This is a genomic window from Porphyromonas sp. COT-108 OH2963 (genome assembly GCF_000768895.1).
GTDB lineage: Bacteria > Bacteroidota > Bacteroidia > Bacteroidales > Porphyromonadaceae > Porphyromonas_A > Porphyromonas_A canoris.
This window is the reverse complement of sequence record NZ_JRAP01000002.1, coordinates 107,996-128,442: the sequence shown is the minus strand read 5'-3', so window position 1 is coordinate 128,442 and position 20,447 is coordinate 107,996. Positions and strand designations below refer to the sequence as shown.

General features: G+C 43.3%; 13 protein-coding genes. 10 read left to right on the top strand and 3 right to left on the bottom strand.

Annotated features, from left to right (window positions below; genetic code table 11):
- Positions 1–20: 20 nt before the first annotated feature.
- The 3 genes from HQ39_RS00575 to HQ39_RS00565 form a co-directional block, all read right to left on the bottom strand.
- Complete coding sequence (locus tag HQ39_RS00575) at positions 21–2,768, bottom strand: TonB-dependent receptor (RefSeq protein WP_036862667.1); 2,748 nt, start codon at positions 2,766–2,768, stop codon at positions 21–23.
- A 1,143-nt stretch (positions 2,769–3,911) separates the two neighbouring features.
- On the bottom strand, positions 3,912–5,024 hold the full coding sequence (locus HQ39_RS00570; protein WP_036848805.1) for a TlpA disulfide reductase family protein: 1,113 nt from the start codon (positions 5,022–5,024) through the stop codon (positions 3,912–3,914).
- Positions 5,025–5,615: 591 nt separating this feature from the next.
- Entirely contained in the window at positions 5,616–8,390 is a 2,775-nt protein-coding gene (locus HQ39_RS00565) for an AAA domain-containing protein (protein ID WP_036862665.1), read from the bottom strand.
- 274 nt (positions 8,391–8,664) lie between these two features.
- On the opposite strand from HQ39_RS00565, the gene HQ39_RS00560 reads away from it, so the two are divergent.
- The 10 genes from HQ39_RS00560 (at position 8,665) to HQ39_RS00515 (ending at position 20,428) form a co-directional block, all read left to right on the top strand.
- Positions 8,665–9,192 (top strand): hypothetical protein, encoded by a 528-nt coding sequence (locus tag HQ39_RS00560; protein ID WP_036862663.1) that lies wholly within the window; start codon positions 8,665–8,667, stop codon positions 9,190–9,192.
- Positions 9,193–9,747: 555 nt separating this feature from the next.
- Positions 9,748–9,972, top strand: coding sequence for a helix-turn-helix transcriptional regulator (locus tag HQ39_RS00555; protein ID WP_036862662.1), 225 nt, complete (start codon positions 9,748–9,750; stop codon positions 9,970–9,972).
- A 43-nt stretch (positions 9,973–10,015) separates the two neighbouring features.
- Positions 10,016–10,927, top strand: coding sequence for a hypothetical protein (locus HQ39_RS00550; RefSeq protein ID WP_036862660.1), 912 nt, complete (start codon positions 10,016–10,018; stop codon positions 10,925–10,927).
- A 60-nt stretch (positions 10,928–10,987) separates the two neighbouring features.
- Positions 10,988–11,212 carry a helix-turn-helix transcriptional regulator gene (locus HQ39_RS00545; RefSeq protein WP_036862658.1) on the top strand — a complete coding sequence of 75 codons (225 nt, stop codon included), beginning with the start codon at positions 10,988–10,990 and terminating at the stop codon, positions 11,210–11,212.
- A complete protein-coding gene (locus HQ39_RS00540; protein WP_036862656.1) occupies positions 11,209–11,544 on the top strand; it encodes a HipA N-terminal domain-containing protein in 336 nt (111 codons plus the stop codon). Before HQ39_RS00545 ends, HQ39_RS00540 begins: the two co-directional genes overlap by 4 nt.
- Complete coding sequence (locus HQ39_RS00535) at positions 11,534–12,469, top strand: HipA domain-containing protein (RefSeq protein WP_036862654.1); 936 nt, start codon at positions 11,534–11,536, stop codon at positions 12,467–12,469. Before HQ39_RS00540 ends, HQ39_RS00535 begins: the two co-directional genes overlap by 11 nt.
- 14 nt (positions 12,470–12,483) lie before the next feature.
- Entirely contained in the window at positions 12,484–13,485 is a 1,002-nt protein-coding gene (locus tag HQ39_RS00530; protein ID WP_036862653.1) for a helix-turn-helix transcriptional regulator, read from the top strand.
- A 61-nt stretch (positions 13,486–13,546) separates the two neighbouring features.
- Positions 13,547–15,586, top strand: a complete 2,040-nt coding sequence (locus HQ39_RS00525; RefSeq protein ID WP_036862651.1) for a class I SAM-dependent DNA methyltransferase — start codon at positions 13,547–13,549, stop codon at positions 15,584–15,586.
- A 12-nt stretch (positions 15,587–15,598) separates the two neighbouring features.
- Positions 15,599–16,915 carry a restriction endonuclease subunit S gene (locus HQ39_RS09095; RefSeq protein ID WP_052079272.1) on the top strand — a complete coding sequence of 439 codons (1,317 nt, stop codon included), beginning with the start codon at positions 15,599–15,601 and terminating at the stop codon, positions 16,913–16,915.
- Positions 16,916–16,939: 24 nt separating this feature from the next.
- Positions 16,940–20,428 (top strand): type I restriction endonuclease subunit R, encoded by a 3,489-nt coding sequence (locus HQ39_RS00515; RefSeq protein WP_036862647.1) that lies wholly within the window; start codon positions 16,940–16,942, stop codon positions 20,426–20,428.
- Positions 20,429–20,447 lie beyond the last annotated feature (19 nt).

Sequence of the window (20,447 nt, the reverse complement as noted above, 5' to 3'; positions counted from 1 at the left end):
TTAAAAGATTAGTAGTTCATTTATAGACGTAGCCGGATCTCGCTTCCAAAGAATGGAGTACGCCATGCCTGGTGTGTTGTTTTAAGGTTAGACTCGTATATCGGATCGTAAGTGATCAGATTGTTTACATAGAAAGAGACCTTCAATCTCTTCCCTATCTCTTTCGTCATCTTCAGATTAAGAGAAGCAGAGAGTGGTTCTGTCCAGCGTTCAAACAGATGGTTCGGTACCGGGATAAAGAGTCGCTTCTGCAACGGATCGTTTTTATCGAGCGTACTTCCCTCGTGTTGTTTTCCATACTCATCTACCCAATACACCGGCATTCCGCCATAAGGCAAATCTTGTCGAGCGGTAAACCAAATCGTCTGAAGGTTACAAGAGAATATCATCTTAAGGTAAGGGATGTGAGTGTCTGTACGTACAAGAGTATGAAGTCTCTCGGTATCCGTATCATTTCGCCCTTCATAGAATCCCACATAGGGGTAACTCCTTCCATTGAATATTTCAGAAGGTCTGTAAGCGGTAGGCAGACTATTACCATAGAGAGTCTTATACCATGAACCTTGTACCGTGATATTGGTCTTAAGACTCTCTATTCTGGGAAAACGAAGCAGGTACTCCACTCCCCTTTTAAGCACTTTGACACTGTTGTCGGGAGTAGAGTATCCGGAGGTCATATCTATTCTCTCCTTATTGAAAAGATCCAGTGTAGGCTTTCCCTCTCCCACTACACCGTCATAGGTATATCTGTTGTATGGTGTATAGGCAAGTTGTGTGCGATTTTCAAATCCGGCAGTAGTAAGATGTCTGAAGAGATTGATGCTCAACTCTGCCTCCTTCCAACTCATATTCACACCCAGTTCAAACTTATCCTCTCTATTCGGGCGAAGCGATCTATTCACACGATCCACCACATAGGTACGCACCCATAAGAGTCTGTTTTCCGGTTTCTTGTGGTAGTAGTTGGCCTCTACAAAATCTATATATGCCCTTTCCGGATAAAGGTATCCTAAGGTTGGCATCTTCAAATGACGCCCATATCCTCCGAAGATACTGCTTCTAAAGCTCGATCCTGCAATCTTAATCTCCGGAGCTGTAACGGATATCTGCGCTCTCGGTTCTATCAAAAATCGTTCGGAAAGATAGCGGTCTGTATTCCGGAGAGCCAGCTCTTGAGTAGCTCTTAATCCTGCACGAACCTCTCCTTTCCACCCGTTTCCGAAATAGTGCCTAAGCGTCTGCTCGGCAAAAAGAGCAAGAGGTACTCTTGCAGGAATATCTCTATATGCGATGGGACGAGAAGATAAAGACGAACCGGGATTAGGAGGTAAAAGAGGATCGTAGACTGCTCCCAAGCCGAAGTTTTTCTCGACACGCAGCTCCGCACCCAGCATCAGAGTACCACTCCACCGGTCTCGCATAAAACGATGAGTGGATCTTACCTGAGAGAAAAGCTCGAACGGTCTGCCGTCTGTCTTGAATACAGAGAAATATGTCGGCGGAAGATAAGCCCCTTCACCCTCTCCGGTCTCTTTCAGTATAGGCTGTACAAGTGTGCTTTGAGGCGATATGTATCTCTCCTGATCTACCAAATCGTGAGTATAAGAAAGAGACAAAGTACCTTCTATCTGCTCTATAAGATTTGTCTGAGGACGAAGAGAGAAGCGTCCGTTCAGCGTGAAGCGGTCGTAAGTGTTACGATAAATCTCACGAGAAGTCATGATCTCCGGATCAAACTTCTTCTGATCCAATGTACCCGTATAAGCAAAAGACAAAGAGGTATTAGGCTTCCATTCTCCTCTTCCGGAATATGAATGTTTCAGAAGTGCAGTTATACGGCGATAGCCCGATATGGGACTGACGATATTGCCCAAAGAGTGTGCATAGTCCACTCCCCCGTAGAAGTTATGTTCCCTGTTCAGGTTATACCCTTTTCCTAAAGAGAAGAGTTTGGTATAGGGATCGGCTTGAGCCCTAATCTCCCAAGGGCTTCGTCCTACTTTGGTATTCAGGATAACGACCCCGCTGGTAAGGTTTCCATACCTCACGGAGGGGATTCCCTGTATCACTTCTATACTCTCTATATGGTCTATGGATATCTCTCGGAGGTCTATCCCTCTGTTCATGGTACTTTTTTCGGACAGGGCTTGATTATGATTTCCCATCCCTTGCAGGTTGGCATCATTGGATATAGGAGCATCGTCCAACACGATAGCCGTTCCCAAAGCACTATTTACGGAGTTTCTTGTCTCTCTCATCTGAATCTGCTGAACGCCCCTAAGTCCCGGATTACGCACGAGACCTCCCGGAGTGAGAAGGAGAGCATCTTGCAGTCCGGTCGGCTGCAGATAGTCGAGAGCCGTTTTACTGATTTTGGTATGACCTGTCTGTTTGGTGGATCTTCTACCCTGCACCTGAACGCCTTCCAGAGCATAAGAGGAGGGATGAAGCATAAAGGTAACCTCTTTGTCACCGGCAAGCGTAACCACAGACTCGTGAGACTTGTATCCCAAATAGGATATCCGAAGCGTGTATCTCTTATTTGGCCGGAACAGACGTATCTGAAACCGCCCGTCCGAGCCCGTTCTTAAACGCAGCTCCAACTCCTCAACCTCCACCCTTGCCATGGACAAAGCTGCCTTCGTCTCAGCATCCAAGACAATTGCATTAAAGAGATGAGGGGGCTTTGCTACCTCTTTTTGTTCGGCAGCAACACTCACGCCACAGCATACAACAGAAGCGAGAATAAAAGCCCATAGTAGATACATACTTTTCATTAGGGCGAATTTAGAAAGAGTTCACATGGTCAAAAATCACAACATATAGGTAAAATCCGACCTAAAATACCTACATATAACTATCCCCTTTACGCATCGGACAACAGAAAAAAGCATGAGACAAATCCCCTTACCAATGAAAAAGTCTTTCCCAAAAAACACAAAAACAGATCAAGACTTCTTCCTCCGGGATGAGCGGGCACATATCTCTGAGATAGGAAAAGAGAAACAGGAAGAGAAAAACGGAAAGAACAGATTTATAAATAGGCACAGAATAAATCCCTGCCATAGGGAATAAAAATAGTATATCTCCATAGCAATCTTAATAGTATTTATTCTCCTTTTTTGGGGGCTGATTAAGCAGACTTTTCGAGGGAGTTTTTATATAAAAATGAAGTCAGAAAAAGCTCCGAAAAATGCGAATCTCTCCACACCTTGTTACAGATCAGAAGTGAACAATAAACCATAAATCACTTATAAACAGCAATATATAAAAATATCGTATTTGAGAACTTTTCTCCTCTCGGTCGGATTTAGGGGCTGTTTTTGCGTTAATTGGTGTAAAATTCAATACGCCCATTTGTAAACAAAACCTAATACACTTTTGCGGCTAAAATGGGCAAAAAAGAGGGTGAAAACCTCAAATCACTAATTATCAACACCATAAGTAAAAATTCTAAACACGTTAATCGAATCCGGTAAACGTGTTTAATGAAATCGCTAAACGTGTTCATTGAAAAATTAAACACGTTAAGCCGAAAGAATATGCTCGTTTAGCGTTTTGAGTGAACAGGTATCGGAATTTTTGTCAATAAAACGGGGAGATTTTAACAACTTGGTCATGCTCTGAAAACACCCCCTCCGAAGCAAATAGAGAGAGGATAAAAAAGTGAGTATTTTCCGGGATGGAATATATAAAAATGCTCTTCTAAAAAGGGCTGAAAACAACATCGCTCAAGAGAAAATAAATTCACTTGAGCGATATTATATTTAAGCCCTTTCTTATATAAGAAGTATGCTTCTATTTGAAAGTCATAATCACATCATTTCATCCTTATCCAAGACTGGCGTCATCACAATGTTTTCACTACTACATCCGGTCCAATCCGTTTGAAGCATACCATCAAAGAGCTATTACAGCTTACCTCCGTTTGCCTTCAGAGCCTCTTCCAAAGCCACCTCAATGGCTTGTCCGCGAAGTCCGCGCTTTACAATCTTGCCTTGTGGATCTATAAGCATGATATAAGGAATACCCTGAACACCATAAAGAGTTGGAGCTTCTTCGCTAAGCATCTGTGACCAAGGGATCTCCATATCTCTTACAGCGATCTTGTGATCCTCTACCTTGTCCCACACAACTACTCCGAGGATTTCAAGTCCAAGAGGTTTATACTTCTTGTAGACCCCCATCATTCTCGGCATTTCCTGTCTACACGGCGCACACCATGAAGCCCAAAAATCCACTAAAACATAGTGCCCCTTGCCTACATATTCGCTAAACATCTTGGATACCCCATCTGCATCTTTTCCGGAAAAGTCGGTAAACAGATTTCCTTCTTTCGTTTTTTCTGTATTCTCTATCAGTTCTATCTGAGCCTTAACTATCGGATAGTTCTTAACGTAATCTCCTGCAAAAGGAATGAACCTATTGGCTAGTTCCGGTTTTTCAATGATTAAACTTGAACAATGGCTCCAAATATAAGCTCCGACAGGATCGTTAGGATGCTCTTTAAACATCTTTACGGAGTAATCCATGACCTCATCCTGATAAGCCACAATGCTTGCTTCTTGCAGGCTATCAATATTCTTGCCGATAAAGATAGAGTCATGGTCAAAAGAGTCGATATACTTCATGGTCTTAATCTGAAGCTCTTCAAGATTAGACAAATACTCAAAAAGAGCCTCGTTAAGTGGTGTCCCTCGACCGGAAACATCTGCAAGATTCAACGAGATCTCTCCTGATTCCAATATCGCTGGAGCAAAAAAGCCACCATGATCTTGTTCTATATTAACAATGGAAATACTGTCAATTACCTCTCCTTCAAATCTGAACGAATTGTTTTCTATCTTGGCACTATCCAATATTCTGTTTTGAGTATCGTACATATAGATATACTTCCCGTTGGCTTCTGCCACATCGGGTATAGTACCCTTTATGAAATACTTATCGGAGATTGTCTTTTGAGAGCATGCACTCCCCAATACAACTGCAAGAACAATGCTTGCAGCAAAAAAAATCTTCTTCATGTAAAAGATGTGTTAGGTTGTCTATATTTCTTACACGTAAATCTGCTTCTAAAAGTTTAGCTGTTAGAGGATAAACAGATCGTATCATCACGCAAATATAAGGATAATAGCTAACAAACGGCACGACCCTAAAGAATAGCAAGACAAGCAACAAGAATATTAAATATATAATACATATATTTGCACAAATACTATACCTGCAAAATATCAATAAGGAATAAAGCTATGACAAATCATGAGAATAAGACTCTGCTTCAAGGCATAAGGGAGCCTCTATCAACACACTTCAAACCCATTTTTCGCTTATCTCCTTTTCGCTATCCGGCTTGGATTTGAAGAGAAATAGTTCTCTTTATTTGACACCTATATTAAGAGTTGACTGTATCTACCGGATCACAGGAGTCTTTTTCTACTCTACAGACTGTGGGAAAAAACTCTATCAAATAACATGAATAATATGGACTCTTCTTGTATTCTTTCTTATGGTACTATTTAGGCATTACAATACTTCTATTGTACAGCATGATCCAAAAGAACTCTTTAGCTTTATCACCTAATTTTCCTCTTTTTCATCCCATACTATCAATTTTTTCAGGACACATTAGTTTTTTCGAGAGCCATGTCAAGAGCCTCTATAAGTTTTTGCTTTTCATCGCTACCCACCGTTGAAAAACGCAAAAGAGGAATCTGATATAAAACCAGTATATGATCTTTTCTCAAGTCTCTCTGATACTGCTCTGTCTGCTTATTATGGTATAAATATCCATCTGTTTCTATAGCCAAAACCGGCTTTTTGCTGACACGATTGATAATGAGAAAATCAACATGAGTACCATAGTTTGAAAAGTAAGTCTTCTCTTCTTCATCCATAAGAGACGTATCCCTGATGATGCGGTATAGTGGTACATGACAAAGCGGAAGCAAGTGATTATATTCACTGTTCTCTGTGAGGACTTTATCTATCAAGGCAAATGTTAAGTTCTCAGAATCATAATTGGAAATCTTTGGATGATTCTTAATAAAAGCCAAACGTTGTTGGGTATAATGGCTATACAGATAGTCAAAAATAGAGTGAATCTTACTCTCCGTTATCGCAAAATTATTGTACTCAATATAAGATAGAAGTTCGCTTATATTGCCTTTCAATTCCTGTTCATTACCGGAAACAACCAAACAAAATCTCTCTTTTGCTCTTGAAATGGCCACATTCAGAAGATTGGGATCATCACTAAATTCCGTGATCTGATCATCTACAACACTCATGATTATAGTATCCTTTTCTCTTCCTTGGAACTTATGAATTGTTGCCGACTCAACGTCCGGAATCTGTTGTTGCAGCTCCTCAATCTGTGCGTTATATGGAGCTATAATTCCAATATCTTCAACATCAGATAAAACAGGTAATACTTCTCTCTTTATTACATCTATTTCCCTTTGATTATAATGGTTACGTTCATGATTTCCTAAAGATGTCTTAACAGCCCAGAGCGTATCCGGAGCGTCGCTATCCTCTGTCATAATCAAAAGATTTCCACCATAAAACTTTTGGTTGCAGAAGTTGATAATACGAGGATGACAACGATAATGTTCTCTAAGTAGTGTCTGAGGCACATTCGGAACAATCTTGCAAATAGAGTGTAAAAAACTATTCTTAGCACAATCGTATCCTTCCGGAATATCAAACTCTTTGGCTATAAGATCAAGCTTTATTCTATCCTCTTTTGTAACGACATTGGGCAACTGCAATGTATCCCCTACAATTATCGCATTTTTAGCACAAGACATGGCTAAAACTCCGGTTTCAACAGAAACTTGAGAAGCCTCGTCCATTATGAGATAATCAAACAGAATATCGCCGACAATACAGTTTCGTGAAGAAAACGTTGTACTTAGAACAACCGGATACTGCTCTAAAAGAGACTCATAATCGTCCTCCAAGAATAAAAAAGGAAAGACAGTACGAGGCTTCTTCTCATACTTATTGAACAATTTATCCCTAAAAAGCTGCAATGAAACCTGATTAAGTTCTTCAGCCTCTTTCTTGGCATCGTAAGATCTTAGAGATGTCTCTAAGCTTACAATATTTGCTTTCAGTTCAGCGATCCTATGTATATAAAATAGTCTCTGTAGTTCCGGAATGATTGTACTTAATTTCTCTTTTTCAAACTGCATATCAAGCTTCAGAAAATACTTTCCTGCCAAGCTCATCCATCTCCATTTCAAAGCTCCTAATAGCTTGGACAAGAAGTTGTGAGAAAGAGATTTTTCATGAGCTTCATACTCCTGAAACTGTATCCACAAACGAAGAAAGTGTGACGATTTTACAGATTTCAAGGGTTGTTCTAACACTCCCTCATCAATCTGTTGCTCCCTACAAAAGTGTTTCCATTCCAATTCAATGGACTGTAACTCTTGCTTCGACATGGCAAGTTTTTCTTGCCAAGAAAAGATTTTATCAAGCTTAGATAGTGTAGAATCAAGCCTATTTTTCACCATTCGCTCTTCCGACCGGCTGAACTTCCACTCTTTTATTTCTACCGGAACCTGAGGTTGATTGGCCATGAACAGATCCCGATTCTCTTTTTTTCCTAACGGAGCAACTATGAACCCAAATCCAAACTTGTTCAACTTCTCATAAACATTGGCTATTGCCGAGTTATTATTAGACACAACCAATACCGTCTGATCCCTCTCTACAATATTTGCAATTATGTTCAGTATTGTCTGAGTCTTTCCCGTACCCGGAGGCCCCTGAATAACACTGATCTGACTTTCAAAAGCCGAAACAACCGCTTTCTTTTGGCTGGCATTACACCCAAATGGGAAAATCAGTTTTGAACTCTTACTCTTCTTTATCCCTCTTCCCGGATTCAAGTAAGAAGCCAAAGCAATATCCTTATCTATAAAGCCGATACTCTCATAATGTCTCTCAAGAATTCCTTCACTGCTCTTACCCTCTTCTTTACCTAAAATATTAGTTGAAGCTACCGCCTTCAGGTACTCAAAAACATCACTTGAACGTTTATCTTTAAGACATGACTCTCTAATAACCAGCTCGCCATCAACAAGGATCTGCTTATAGCCGTTTTTATGTGTTACATGCCAATAATTCCTGTATCCATGAACAAAAACCAAGACCTTTTCTACATCGTAAACTCTCTTGTTACGAATATAAATACGACTATCGCTGATATCGACACCCCTCGGATCTTTTAACCAAAGAATACTCTCACAGCTATATCTGTACTTCTGATCGGATCCGTGAAACTTGACATAATACCACTTCTCTTTTCCATGGATCCACTCCACTTGAGCAGTCTTATTCTCTCCATGTATAAATATAAGATTCTTTGAAGTATCTATCATGACATCTCTATTTTGGGGACATAAATACTCTAAACAAAAAAGCTTCAATACACTGAAAAGCTTTTATTAAAATATCGCTTTGCTACGAATGTACAATATCTTTTTCACTTACAAAGAGATAAACATGATCAGTTTGAATCAAATACAGTCCAGATAGAAAACAGGAGTAAATCTCCCCAAACTCTACGGTACATATCAACGAGTGTAGACAACACTGGGTCAATAAAATTCGTATCTTGGAACTCACAGCAAGATCTCACAACTCTTCACAACAATGAAAGCGAAGCTCATACTCATACTCCCTCTCATCCTCCTCTCTATATCGTGCCGACTAAAGGCGCAGACAAGCCCATTCTTCAACTTTGAAGACGTGTATCACGAATCTTTCATCGGCATCGGCTTTGGCACACTGAAAATGCAAAAAGAGATGGCACCTAATCTCGGTATCGCTCTAAACATCAATCTTTGTGGAGGCTTCATCAGCTACATGATCGGGCTGCCCAGAGAGCAACACTCCACTCGCTTAGGAGAAAAGATCAAGACTAAAGGTACACTTCTTCACGCCGGTTATCAGATCCCTATACACGACAGATTCCGAATTGCTCCACTAATCGGCTACGCCTCATTCCGAAAATATGGCACTGATCTTTCCGAGAGAAAGAGAGGATTCGACTTCGGAGCGATGATGATCATAAACCTCAAGCACCTAAACCTGTATGCAACATACACAAGATTTGGATTCTACGCCGGATGCTCCATTGATGTAGGAAAATATCTTCCACGAACTTTCCCTCTGTGGTAACTCAAAAACGTTACTTGCCGATGCAATATATTTACCTCTCTATCAATTAGACGATTAGCTTTTTAATCGGTACAAATACCCCTTAAATAAATGGGGAAACAGTTTTATCTCACTGTTTTATAAGGATTTACATACTTGTACCGCATGGCTTAGTTCTCAGTCTTTCAATCTTCTTTTGGGTGTTACAATCTATAAATCAATAGATTACAACACCTCCCATTTGTACTTAGCACGCTTGCCCACTGCAAAAGTACCCATTTCGGAGCACATTAAAGCAAAATAATGTAGGGAAAATATTACAATCCCCCCTCTTGGGTATAATCCCGTATTTTATTCAAATAATATCCCCGAAAAGGGGTATAATTGATTCCCATTCCTTATATTTGCCACTGATAAGGTATATAATGACCTTTAAAGAAGTGTACGATGTACAATGACATGCCTGGAATATGTACTCAAAAGAGGCATTTCGTGTACATGTTTGTAGAACGTGTACATAAAAAGGGCGTTTCATGTACATATTCAGAACGTGGAACTTCAAGTAATTGATATAAGATGGTAGCGAAGACAATCATAGCGCAATACGTAAAAGAGATGCGCCAAAAATATAAACTGACACAAGTAGATCTCTCTGAGAAAGCAGGAGTGGGACTACGCTTTGTGCGTGAACTGGAGCAGGGGAAAATCACGCTTCGCCTTGATAAAGTCAATAAAGTATTCGAACTCTTTGGCTCGGAGTGTGGTCCTGTGCCGATGAAACGAGAAGGAGATGAAGTATGAAAACAAAGAGTATCAAGATAACTAACTAATTTGCCAAGCTCATATGAAAGAACTGATAAATAAGATTATTCAAGATTTAGGAGAAGACAAACCGATTAAAACGCTCTTATTAAAGGCGCAAATAATAGCATCAAAACTGAACAACAAGGAATTTGAAGAGTGGATACACAACGAGCAAAATGGGTATCCAAGGGCCGAAAATATCCCTAAATACAGAAGGCTAAATGCCACTGTTAAGGCGGACATATCTATCCCATTCCATGGGATTTACAAAAACTACACAATTCCAAATGGAATTTTTTCTGAGCAATTTATCAACGATTATATGTATCATGTTGATATTGTTCAGTCGTTGTCAGAAATAGAAAGTCTTTCTGATAACAAAGGCGGAGGAATGCTCTCTGTTGGCTGTCCTGCTATAGCATATAACGAGGTTAGTAAATACGTTAGAGGCAATGTGGAGAGAGTATGGCAAGAAATTTCAAGTGCTTCTCTTGCTGGGGTGTTGGACGCCTTTAAGTCAAAGCTTCTATCGTTTTTTTTAGACCTTGACAAGAAAGTTGATGCGGGAATAGATTTTTCAAAAATAGAAGGACAAAAAGAAATAAACCAGATAATGAATACATACAACATAAATGCAGTGGTAGCTAATACAGGTAATGGGACTGTTAGTACAGGGAATATTTCTGAAAACAATCCTGCATTTTGTATCTCTGACGCCGAACAACAGAGAGTAATTCAAAGTTTAGTAGATCAACTTATAATCGAATCAAAAAAAATCAACAACGAAGATTTGCAGATAGCGGTTGAAGCCATTACTGAAGAATGTAAGAAGTCTTCTTGGGGGAAGAATGCTTTGAAGTTAGCATTGAATGCTGTTCAAGGTGTAGCTACAAGTGTAGTCGCTAATCAGTTAACTCCAATTACGACACAGCTATTAGCACTAATTAAATGATGTCCTGATATAGATTCTATTTCTCATATCTACTACTGATAAGGTAAAAGTTGATTCTATATGGAGGCGAGGACGATTATAGCGCAGTACGTGAAAGAGATGCGCAAGAAATATAAACTGACACAGGTAGACCTCTCTGAAAAGGCAGGAGTGGGGCTACGCTTCGTTCGTGAACTGGAGCAAGGCAAGACCACGCTTCGCCTTGATAAAGTCAATAAAGTCTTTGAACTTTTCGGTTCTGAGTGTGGACCTGTACCAATGAAACGAGAAGGAGATGAAGTATGAAGCAGGCTATTGTTTATTGGAAGAGGCTCAAGGCAGGCATTCTCACAGAAAGTGATGAGGGCTATTCCTTTGCTTACGACAAGGACTATCTGACTATGCCCGAAGCTCAAGGCATAAGCTTAACAATGCCTTTGCGAGAGGAACCTTTTCAAAGTAATACTCTTCATCCATTCTTTGACGGACTTATCCCTGAGGGATGGTTATTAGATATTGCTCAGAAGAATTGGAAAATAGAAGCAAGAGATCGAATGGCTTTACTGTTGGCTTGTTGTCGAGACTGTATTGGAGCGGTAAGTATTGAACCTCTAAATACAACTGAAGATGAAGAATAAATGTTTATACTGCTACGAACCTTTGGTTAATGGAGAGGTAGATTACCATGCCAAGTGTTGTCGCAAATTGTTTGGAACGCCCCAAGCACCGATATTGCCTTATACAAGTGGTGAGGTACGAGCATTGGCAGACGAGGTTGTTCGTTCGCAGACCACAGTGACAGGAATACAACCCAAGCTATCTCTTGACTTTGATCGGATGAGCCATTCCCCCAAGCGATTTACCATCGTGGGCCTGTGGGGACGGTTTATTCTTAAACCTCAAACAGAGCGTTATCCGCATCTCCCCGAGCTGGAAGATGTGTCGATGCACCTTGCAGAGATTGCCAAGATAGAAACAGTTCCTCATGGACTGATGCGATTTAGCAATGGCGAACTATGCTATATCACTCGTCGCATAGACCGAACAGGGCAAGGGGAAAAGCTCCCAATGGAAGATATGTGCCAGCTCTCAGAGCGTCTGACCGAATATAAATACAAAGGCTCACACGAGCAGGTAGCCAAGCTGATCTCCAAGTATAGCTCTGTGCCAAAACTTGATCTTGTCAAGTACTGGGAGCAGGTACTCTTTTCGTGGCTGATAGGTAATGCCGATATGCACCTCAAGAATTACTCGCTCTATGCTCCAGAGGGAAATGAATATCAACTCACTCCAGCTTACGACCTGCTGTCTACGGCACTTGTTATTCCTGAGGATACAGAAGAACTTGCATTGACCCTCTGTGGCAAAAAGCGCAAACTCACTCGCCAACACTTCCTCGAAGCGATGACAGCCTCTGGACTAGATGAGAAAGTGTGTGACAATATTTTCGCTCGCTTCCAACACATCCTCCCCGAATGGGAAGCCTGCATCCGCCAGAGCTTCCTTCCTGGGGAGATGCAGGAACAGTATATAGAACTAATCTCCGATAGGAGTAATAAATAAAACGCGATTGCTCTATGCCTACAAATAAAGATGCAGAGGTGCGTTACCGCATTATTGACCGTTGCTTGAGTGATAGACTAAGAAAATATACTATTTATGACTTGGTTGATGAGGTTAATCGACAATTGTTGGATTTGCTAGGAAAGACAGTTAGCAAGCGTACTATTCAAAAAGATTTGGAAGAGTTAACTTATCGACCTTATTGCGCCCCTATTGAATCATATAAGGGACCGAGTAGGAAGCATTATATACATTACTCTGATGACAGTTATTCTATCTATAACAACGATTTATCCGTAAAAGAGGTACAGACTCTCCAGTCCGTAATAGATATGCTCGGTCGCTTTCGGGGCAGTACTACTCACGCTTGGTTAGAGGAGGTCATCTCTAATCTTGAATACCGATTTGGGATCAAGAACAACGCTGAAAGACTAGTCGCTTTTGAGGAAAATGAGCAACTACAAGGGTTGGAGCATCTCTCTCCCCTCATTGATGCCACACTTCATCGTCAAGTCATTGAGTTAGCTTATGAACCATATGGTAAAACCAAGCGTATTTGTCCTGTTCATCCTTACTTTATGAAGCAATATAACGGTAGATGGTTCCTATTTGGATTAAATACGGAGAAGGGAAAGATAGAAACGTATGCTTTAGATCGAATCAAAGCAGTTAAAACTCTTGCTATAGAATTTATCCCTAATGAAGATACCGACTTCGAAGCTTATTTTGAGCATATTGTGGGCGTTTCTGTTCCTTACGATTCACATAAGCCGATTGAACTTATTTTACGGTTCTCTGAGAAAAGATTTCCCTATGTGAGTTCTAAACCGATACATGTTTCTCAGAAATTATTGAGTACTCCTTGTACCATCTCGATCTCTGTTATCCCTACTCCTGAACTAACACAGCAAATCTTCTCTTTTGGCCCAGATGTAGAGGTGCTTGCCCCAGAGAGTTTCCGTCACGAAATCGCAGAGAAAATTAAAGCCACTTACAACTTATATCAAACTATGTAAATAGACTGCACAGATTAGTTTTAAGTTTGCAAATGAAATCATAAATCATCAGTAAAGAATAATGAATACGCAACAGTATAATCAGCTTTTCTCTTTCGTTTGGAACATAGCCAACGATATACTGGTACAAGCCTTCACCAAAGGGGACTACAAGAAGATTATCCTACCGATGATGGTCTTGCGCCGCCTTGATATCCTCCTAGAGCCTACACATACCGCTGTCTTAGATCAGAGGAAGAAGCTCCTAAAGATGGGGCTAAATGAGGCTATACAGGAGAAGTTTCTCTTTCAGACGACGGGCTACCCTTTTTGCAACACCTCCTCCTTCACCATGCGTAGCCTACGAGGCGAGACCAATGCCCTACGCCTCAAGCAAAACTTTATTGAGTATCTCGACGGCTTCTCTCACGATGTACAGGACATTATCGAGAAGTTTAAGTTTAAGCAGCAGGTAGACAACCTTAGTGATGCAGGGCGTCTAGGCACACTTATCGAGAAGTTTACCGACGAGCGTATCAATCTGGGCATATTGCCCGTCCTTGATGCTGATGGAGAGGTGCTCCTCCCTGGGGTAGACAACCATACCATGGGGACGCTCTTTGAGCAGCTACTGCGCAAATTCAATGAGGAGAACAGCGTCACAGAGGCTGGGGAGCATTTCACCCCTCGAGACTATGTAGCCCTACTTGCAGACATTGCAGTCTTGCCTATTGCTGACCGCATAGAGTCTGCTACCTATAGTATATACGATGCTGCCTGTGGTACGGGAGGCATACTCTCGATCGCAGAGCAGAGCATACGCTCTATTGCAGAGCGTGCCGACAAGCAGGTCAAGATAGACCTCTATGGGCAGGAGCTACAGCCCGAGACCTATGCGACCTGCAAGGCAGACCTGATGCTCTCCACCGAGGGAACGAACTTTAGCTACCGTCACGCAGGGGCAGAGCGTCAGCGTTTTTGCTGTGGCTCTACCATCAGTAGAGACGGACACCCAGGCATGAAGTTTGACTTCTGCATCTCGAACCCTCCCTTTGGCACGCCATGGAAGGAGGATCTTAGGGCTTGGGGACTCAGTGACAAGGAGAAAGACCGTGTATCCGATGCCCGCTTTGTACTCACTGAGAAGCACGGACAGGGACCCATCAGCTTCATCCCCAATATCGGAGACCCACAAATGCTTTTCCTTGCCAACAACCTCTCTCGCATCAAAGAGGATACCGAGCTCGGCACACGCATTGTCGAAGTGCACAACGGATCTAGCCTCTTTACGGGCAGTGCAGGTGGGGGCGAGAGCAACCTACGCCGCTACATTATCGAGCATGACCTCCTAGAGGCAGTTATTGCTATGCCGGAGCGAGCTTTCTACAACACAGGTATTGGCACCTTCATCTGGGTCATCACCAACCGTAAGGAACCTCGACGCCGTGGGCTGGTACAGCTCATAGATGCCACAGCTATAAAGACACCCCTACGCAAAAACTTGGGAGAGAAAAACTGCGAGACCAGCCCCAGCGACCGCCAGCGTATCCTAGACCTGCTGATGCGCTTCGAAGAGACACCAGAGAGTAAGATCTTCCCCAACGAAGAGTTTGGCTACTGGGAGCTATCTGTAGAGCGTCCCTTGCGCCTACGTATACATCCCGAGGCAGACCTCAGCAAGAGCAAGCTCACCGCCAAGGAGCAAGAGGCTTGTCACCGTGCCATCGAGGCTGTACCCGACACGACACCCTTAGACGATTGGGACGCCTATGCCAAGGCGTTAGGCAAAATGCCCAAAAACCTCCTCAAAAAACTGCGCGACTGCATCACAACTATCGATCCTAGCTGTAAGCCCGTCTCGGGCGAGGCGGACAAAAACCTCAGCGATACCGAGCAGGTACCTCTAAGCTATGAGGGGGGAATCGAGGCGTTTATGCAGCAGGAAGTCTTACCCTATGCGCCCGATGCCTATGTAGCAGAAACCAAGATCGGCTACGAACTCTCGTTTACAAAGTATTTCTACAAACCACAAGAGCTACGCCCCCTTGCCGACATCACAGCGGATATTCGAGCCATCGAGGCAGAGACTGATGGCCTTCTAGCTCAAATCTTAGACCTCTAATAGCTCTTGTTCATGAAAGCATATCAAGCCTATAAGGACAGCGGCATTAGCTGGATAGGACAGATACCTAAACACTGGGAGGTAAAACCTCTTGGTCGATTCTTCTCTTTTGGCAAAGGATTATCTATCACAAAAGCCGATTTAACCACGGGAGGAGTTCCTGTCATTAACTATGGACAGATTCACTCTAAAAATAACTCGGGTAGGGTTATCTCAGATGACCTTATTAAATATGTTCCAGCAGAATACCTGGAATATAGCCCTCAGTCTCTTCTGCAAAAATTTGATTTTGTATTCGCAGATACATCTGAAGATTTAGCTGGAGCTGGCAATTATGCGTTTAATGATCGTGATAGTCATATTTTTGCTGGTTATCATACGATTATTGCTCGTCCAATGGGAATAGCTCATCCGCAGTATTATGCGTTCCTATTTCAGGCAAGCTTTTGGAGAAGTTGTATTCAAAGCTCATTAAATGGCATAAAGGTTTTTAGCATTACTAAAACAATACTCAAGCGGAATTATCTACTTTTCCCACCCCTTGCGGAGCAGGAGGCGATTGTGTCGTATTTGGAGGAGAAGACGGCTAAGATAGATCGCTTTATCTCGAAGAAAGAAGAGCAGATACTTCGCCTTAAAGAGCTTCGCGAAGCCATCATTGCTCAAGCTGTCACCCGAGGCATTCAATCCGATGTCGCTCTTCGTCCCTCTGGCATTCCTTGGCTCGGCGACATTCCACAGCACTGGGAGGTGAAGAGGTTATCTCAAGTGTCAAAGGAATACTTTGTTTCCAATAAGAACATTAAGCATCAAAATTTGCTTTCTTTGAGTTATGGAAGAATCGTCCAGAAAGATATAAATACAACAGAGGGTTTACTTCCTTCATCCTATGATTCCTATCAAGTTATTAGACAAGGCAATATAGTTCTGCGTCTCACGGATCTACAAAATGATCAGACGAGTTTGAGAGTAGGTCTATGCACACAAGAAGGCATTATCACTTCAGCCTATCTAAGCCTTCTTCCTAGCAATATAATAATACCTGATTATTTGTACTACGAACTACATACAGCTGACATAAAAAAAGTCTTTTATGGTATGGGAAGTGGATTGAGGCAAAACTTAAATTGGAGTGAACTTAGAAGACTCTCTCTCCCCCTACCTTCCCTCTCGGAGCAAGAGGCTATTGTCACCTACATCACAGAGAAGACTGAGCAGATAAATCAACTTATCGAGAGCTACCGCCAAGAGATAGAGCGTGTCAAAGAGCTTAAGCAAGGCTTGATTAGCGATGCCGTACTCGGGCGCATAAATGTACAAACCGAATAAATCCCCAGTAAACTAGATATAACTATGCCTACAAAACTCAACGAAAGTTCACTCGAAGAACTTCTCACCCGCTACCTCATCGAGCAGCACGGCTACGAAGCGGGGCAGAGCGATGACTATGATAAGACCTATGGTTTAGACCCTCAGCGACTAGAGGCATTCTTGTGTCGTACCCAGGGCGAGCGAGTTGACTCTGCGCAGATATTTGCAACGCCACGCAATAAGGCTAAGTTCCTCGAGAGGCTTAGGGACGAGATCAGCAAGCGTGGTATAGTCGATGTCTTGCGCAAGGGGGTCAAGCATCTGGGCAATACATTCGCTCTGTATATCCCCTTACCCTCGTCATTGAGTACTCAGGCACAGAGGCTGTATGAGGCGAATAGCTTCTGCGTCATTCGTCAGATGCACTTCAGCACGGTACGCCCGGGGCAATCTGTCGATGTCGTCCTCCTCATCAACGGGCTACCCGTCCTCACGATGGAGCTAAAGAATCAATTCACCTGCCAGAGCACCGCCCATGCCGTCGCCCAGTATCGTAGCGATAGAGATCCCAGAGAGCTACTCTTTGCTCCAGGACGATGCGCAGTACACTTTGCCCTGGACGATGAGACGGTAGAGATGTGTACCAAGCTCGCAGGACGTGATAGTTGGTTCCTGCCCTTCAACCAAGGCAACGACGATGGGGCAGGCAACCCCATCAACCCTAACGGACCACGCACTGCCTATCTGTGGGAGCAGATCCTCTCACGCGAGAGTCTTAGCGACATCTTGGAGCACTATGCCCAAGCTATTAGCGAGGGCAAGAGCTGTCGCTACATCTGGCCACGCTGGCATCAACTCAAGGTGGTGCGTCAGCTCCTCAAGGAGAGCCAAGCCGTGGGGGTAGGCAAGCGATACCTCATACAGCACTCGGCAGGCTCTGGCAAGTCCAACAGTATTGCATGGCTCGCTTATCAACTCGTTGAGCTTATGGAGGGAACCAACCCAAGCTTCGATAGCGTGGTGATCATCACCGACCGTAAGAATCTAGATAAGCAAACACGCGACAATGTAAGAGCCTTTACGCACAGCGAGCATATTGTAGGTTGGAGTGATAGGAGCGACACTCTACGCCAGATGCTCGAGAGTGGCACCAAAATCATCATTACCACGGTACAAAAGTTCTCTTTTATCCTAGACTCCATAAACCAAGTACTTAGCCATCGCCGCTTCGCTGTTATCATAGACGAGGCACACTCTAGCCAAAGCGGGAAAATGGGGTCAGCTGTCAATCAAATCCTATCGGGAGCGAAGCTTGAGGAGGCAAGCGACAGCGAGGACGAAATCAATGCCCTTATAGAGGGGCAAATCAGAGGGCGCAAGATGGCGAGCAATGCCAACTTCTATGCCTTTACCGCCACGCCCAAAAACAAAACCCTCGAAATCTTTGGCACACCTTTTACACGTGAAGATGGAGAGGTGGGGCATTGCCCCTTCCATGTCTACACGATGCGTCAAGCCATCGAGGAGGGCTTCATTCACGATGTGCTCAGCAACTATACGACCTATCAGAGCTATTACCGCATACGCAAGACTGTGGAGGACGACCCTGAGTTTGAACGCAAGCAAGCTATGCGTAAGCTACGCTATTTCGTAGAGAGCCAACCCGAGACCATTGCCCAAAAGTCAGAGGTAATGGTGGAGCACTTTCACCACGCTGTAGCTCATCGCATAGGGGGCGAGGCTCGCTGTATGATCTGCACCTCGGGCATCGTACGTGCCATAGACTACTACCACGAGATCAAGCGATTGCTCGCTGAGAGAGGCTCGCAATACGAGGCGATCGTAGCCTTTAGTGGGGAGGTAGACTATCAAGGTATACGTGTTAGTGAATCAGGTCTCAATGGATTTCCCTCTTCGGAGATTGAAGACAGGGTGCGCAGTGGCAACTACCGCTTCCTCATCGTGGCGGATAAATTCCAAACGGGCTATGACGAGCCCCTGCTCCATACCATGTATGTCGATAAACCTCTCGCTGGAGTCAAAGCCGTACAGACACTCTCTCGCCTGAACCGCAAGTGCCCGAAGAAAGAGGAGACCTTCATACTAGACTTTGTCAATACTATGGAGGAAATAGAGGTAGCTTTTCAGCCTTACTATAAAACAACCCTGCTTAGCCGTGAGACAGACCCCAATAAGCTCAATGACCTACTCTCCGAGATAGAGCAATACGAGCTCTATAGCCATCAAGAGGTAGAGACCATCAATGTCTATTATTGGACAGGGGCTGAGCGTAGCCTTATCGAGCCTATCTTGTCAGAGATGAGAGGCCGCTTCGTCGCTCTAGATGATGAGAGTAAAGTCGCCTGCAAGAGTGCAATCAAAGCCTATGTGCGTACCTACGACTTTTTGGCTTCGATCATGGACGCCGCAAGCCTTGAATGGGAAAAGAAACAAACCGTACTTTCTCTTCTCTTGCCCAAACTACCTGTATTAGGTACCGACGACCTCACCAAGGGGCTGCTCGAATCGGTAGACTTCGAAGCCTATCGCTTACAGAAACAAGAGGAGCGCAGCATTCTATTACAGAACACAGATACAGAGATCGAGCCCGTACCTACATCTACTATAACCCAAGTGAGCGAAGAGGATATGCAACATCTCAGCGTTATCGAGTCTACTTTCAATGAACTCTTTGGCAACATTGATTGGCAAGACAGCGAGCTCGTGCACAAGCAGGTAGAGGAGCTGACCGAGCGTGTCAAAAACGACGACGATGTCCGCAATGCCATGCTGCGTAATGATGAAGCCACAGCGAACCAAAACTGCGATGAGTCTACCGAGCAAGCCATCACCCAGATGACGCTCACGCACACAGAGCTGATGCAGCATTATTTCCAAAACAAAGACTTCCAGCAACAGCTCAATGAGATTATTCGAGAGAAGGTAAGACAAGCAGTCAATCCCCCCTATAATGAGGAGATACTCAAGTCTATCATTGAGACTGAGTTTCGTACTGACTTCGCCGACTTTTGTGATGGAGAGCATTTTGTCGCCTTTGATGAGGTGCTTCGCCTATTCTTTGCAATACTCGAGGCTGAGACAATCAATGATCTACAAGCTCTAGGCAAGATTCTCAAGCAGACAATTAACTGCCTCTATCGTGCCGAGCATCGCGAGAGTGATTATCGCTCTTGGTACACAGAGCTTGTATCTCGTTTTGAGGCTTTTCTTAAGAAGATTTACTGGCTCAAGGAGGGAACCCCCGTGCCACTTACAGACAACGGATACGAACCAGCTTTCATTGATACGGTAAAACACTTCCCCAAAATAGCAGGCCTATATTACAGCAAGAACCCCAAATACGAGACCTTCAAACAATGTTATCAAGTGGTCTACGAGTGGCGCAATAAGGAGAATCATAAAGCTGTGGAGCTACCCAAAGAATTACTCCCTACTGCTCTGCACGCTGCCATTGCCCTCTATCTCTACTCCACTATGGTCAATGCTGAAGAACTCAAAGAGAAGCTGTAAGTTTTTCTGCATAGAAACA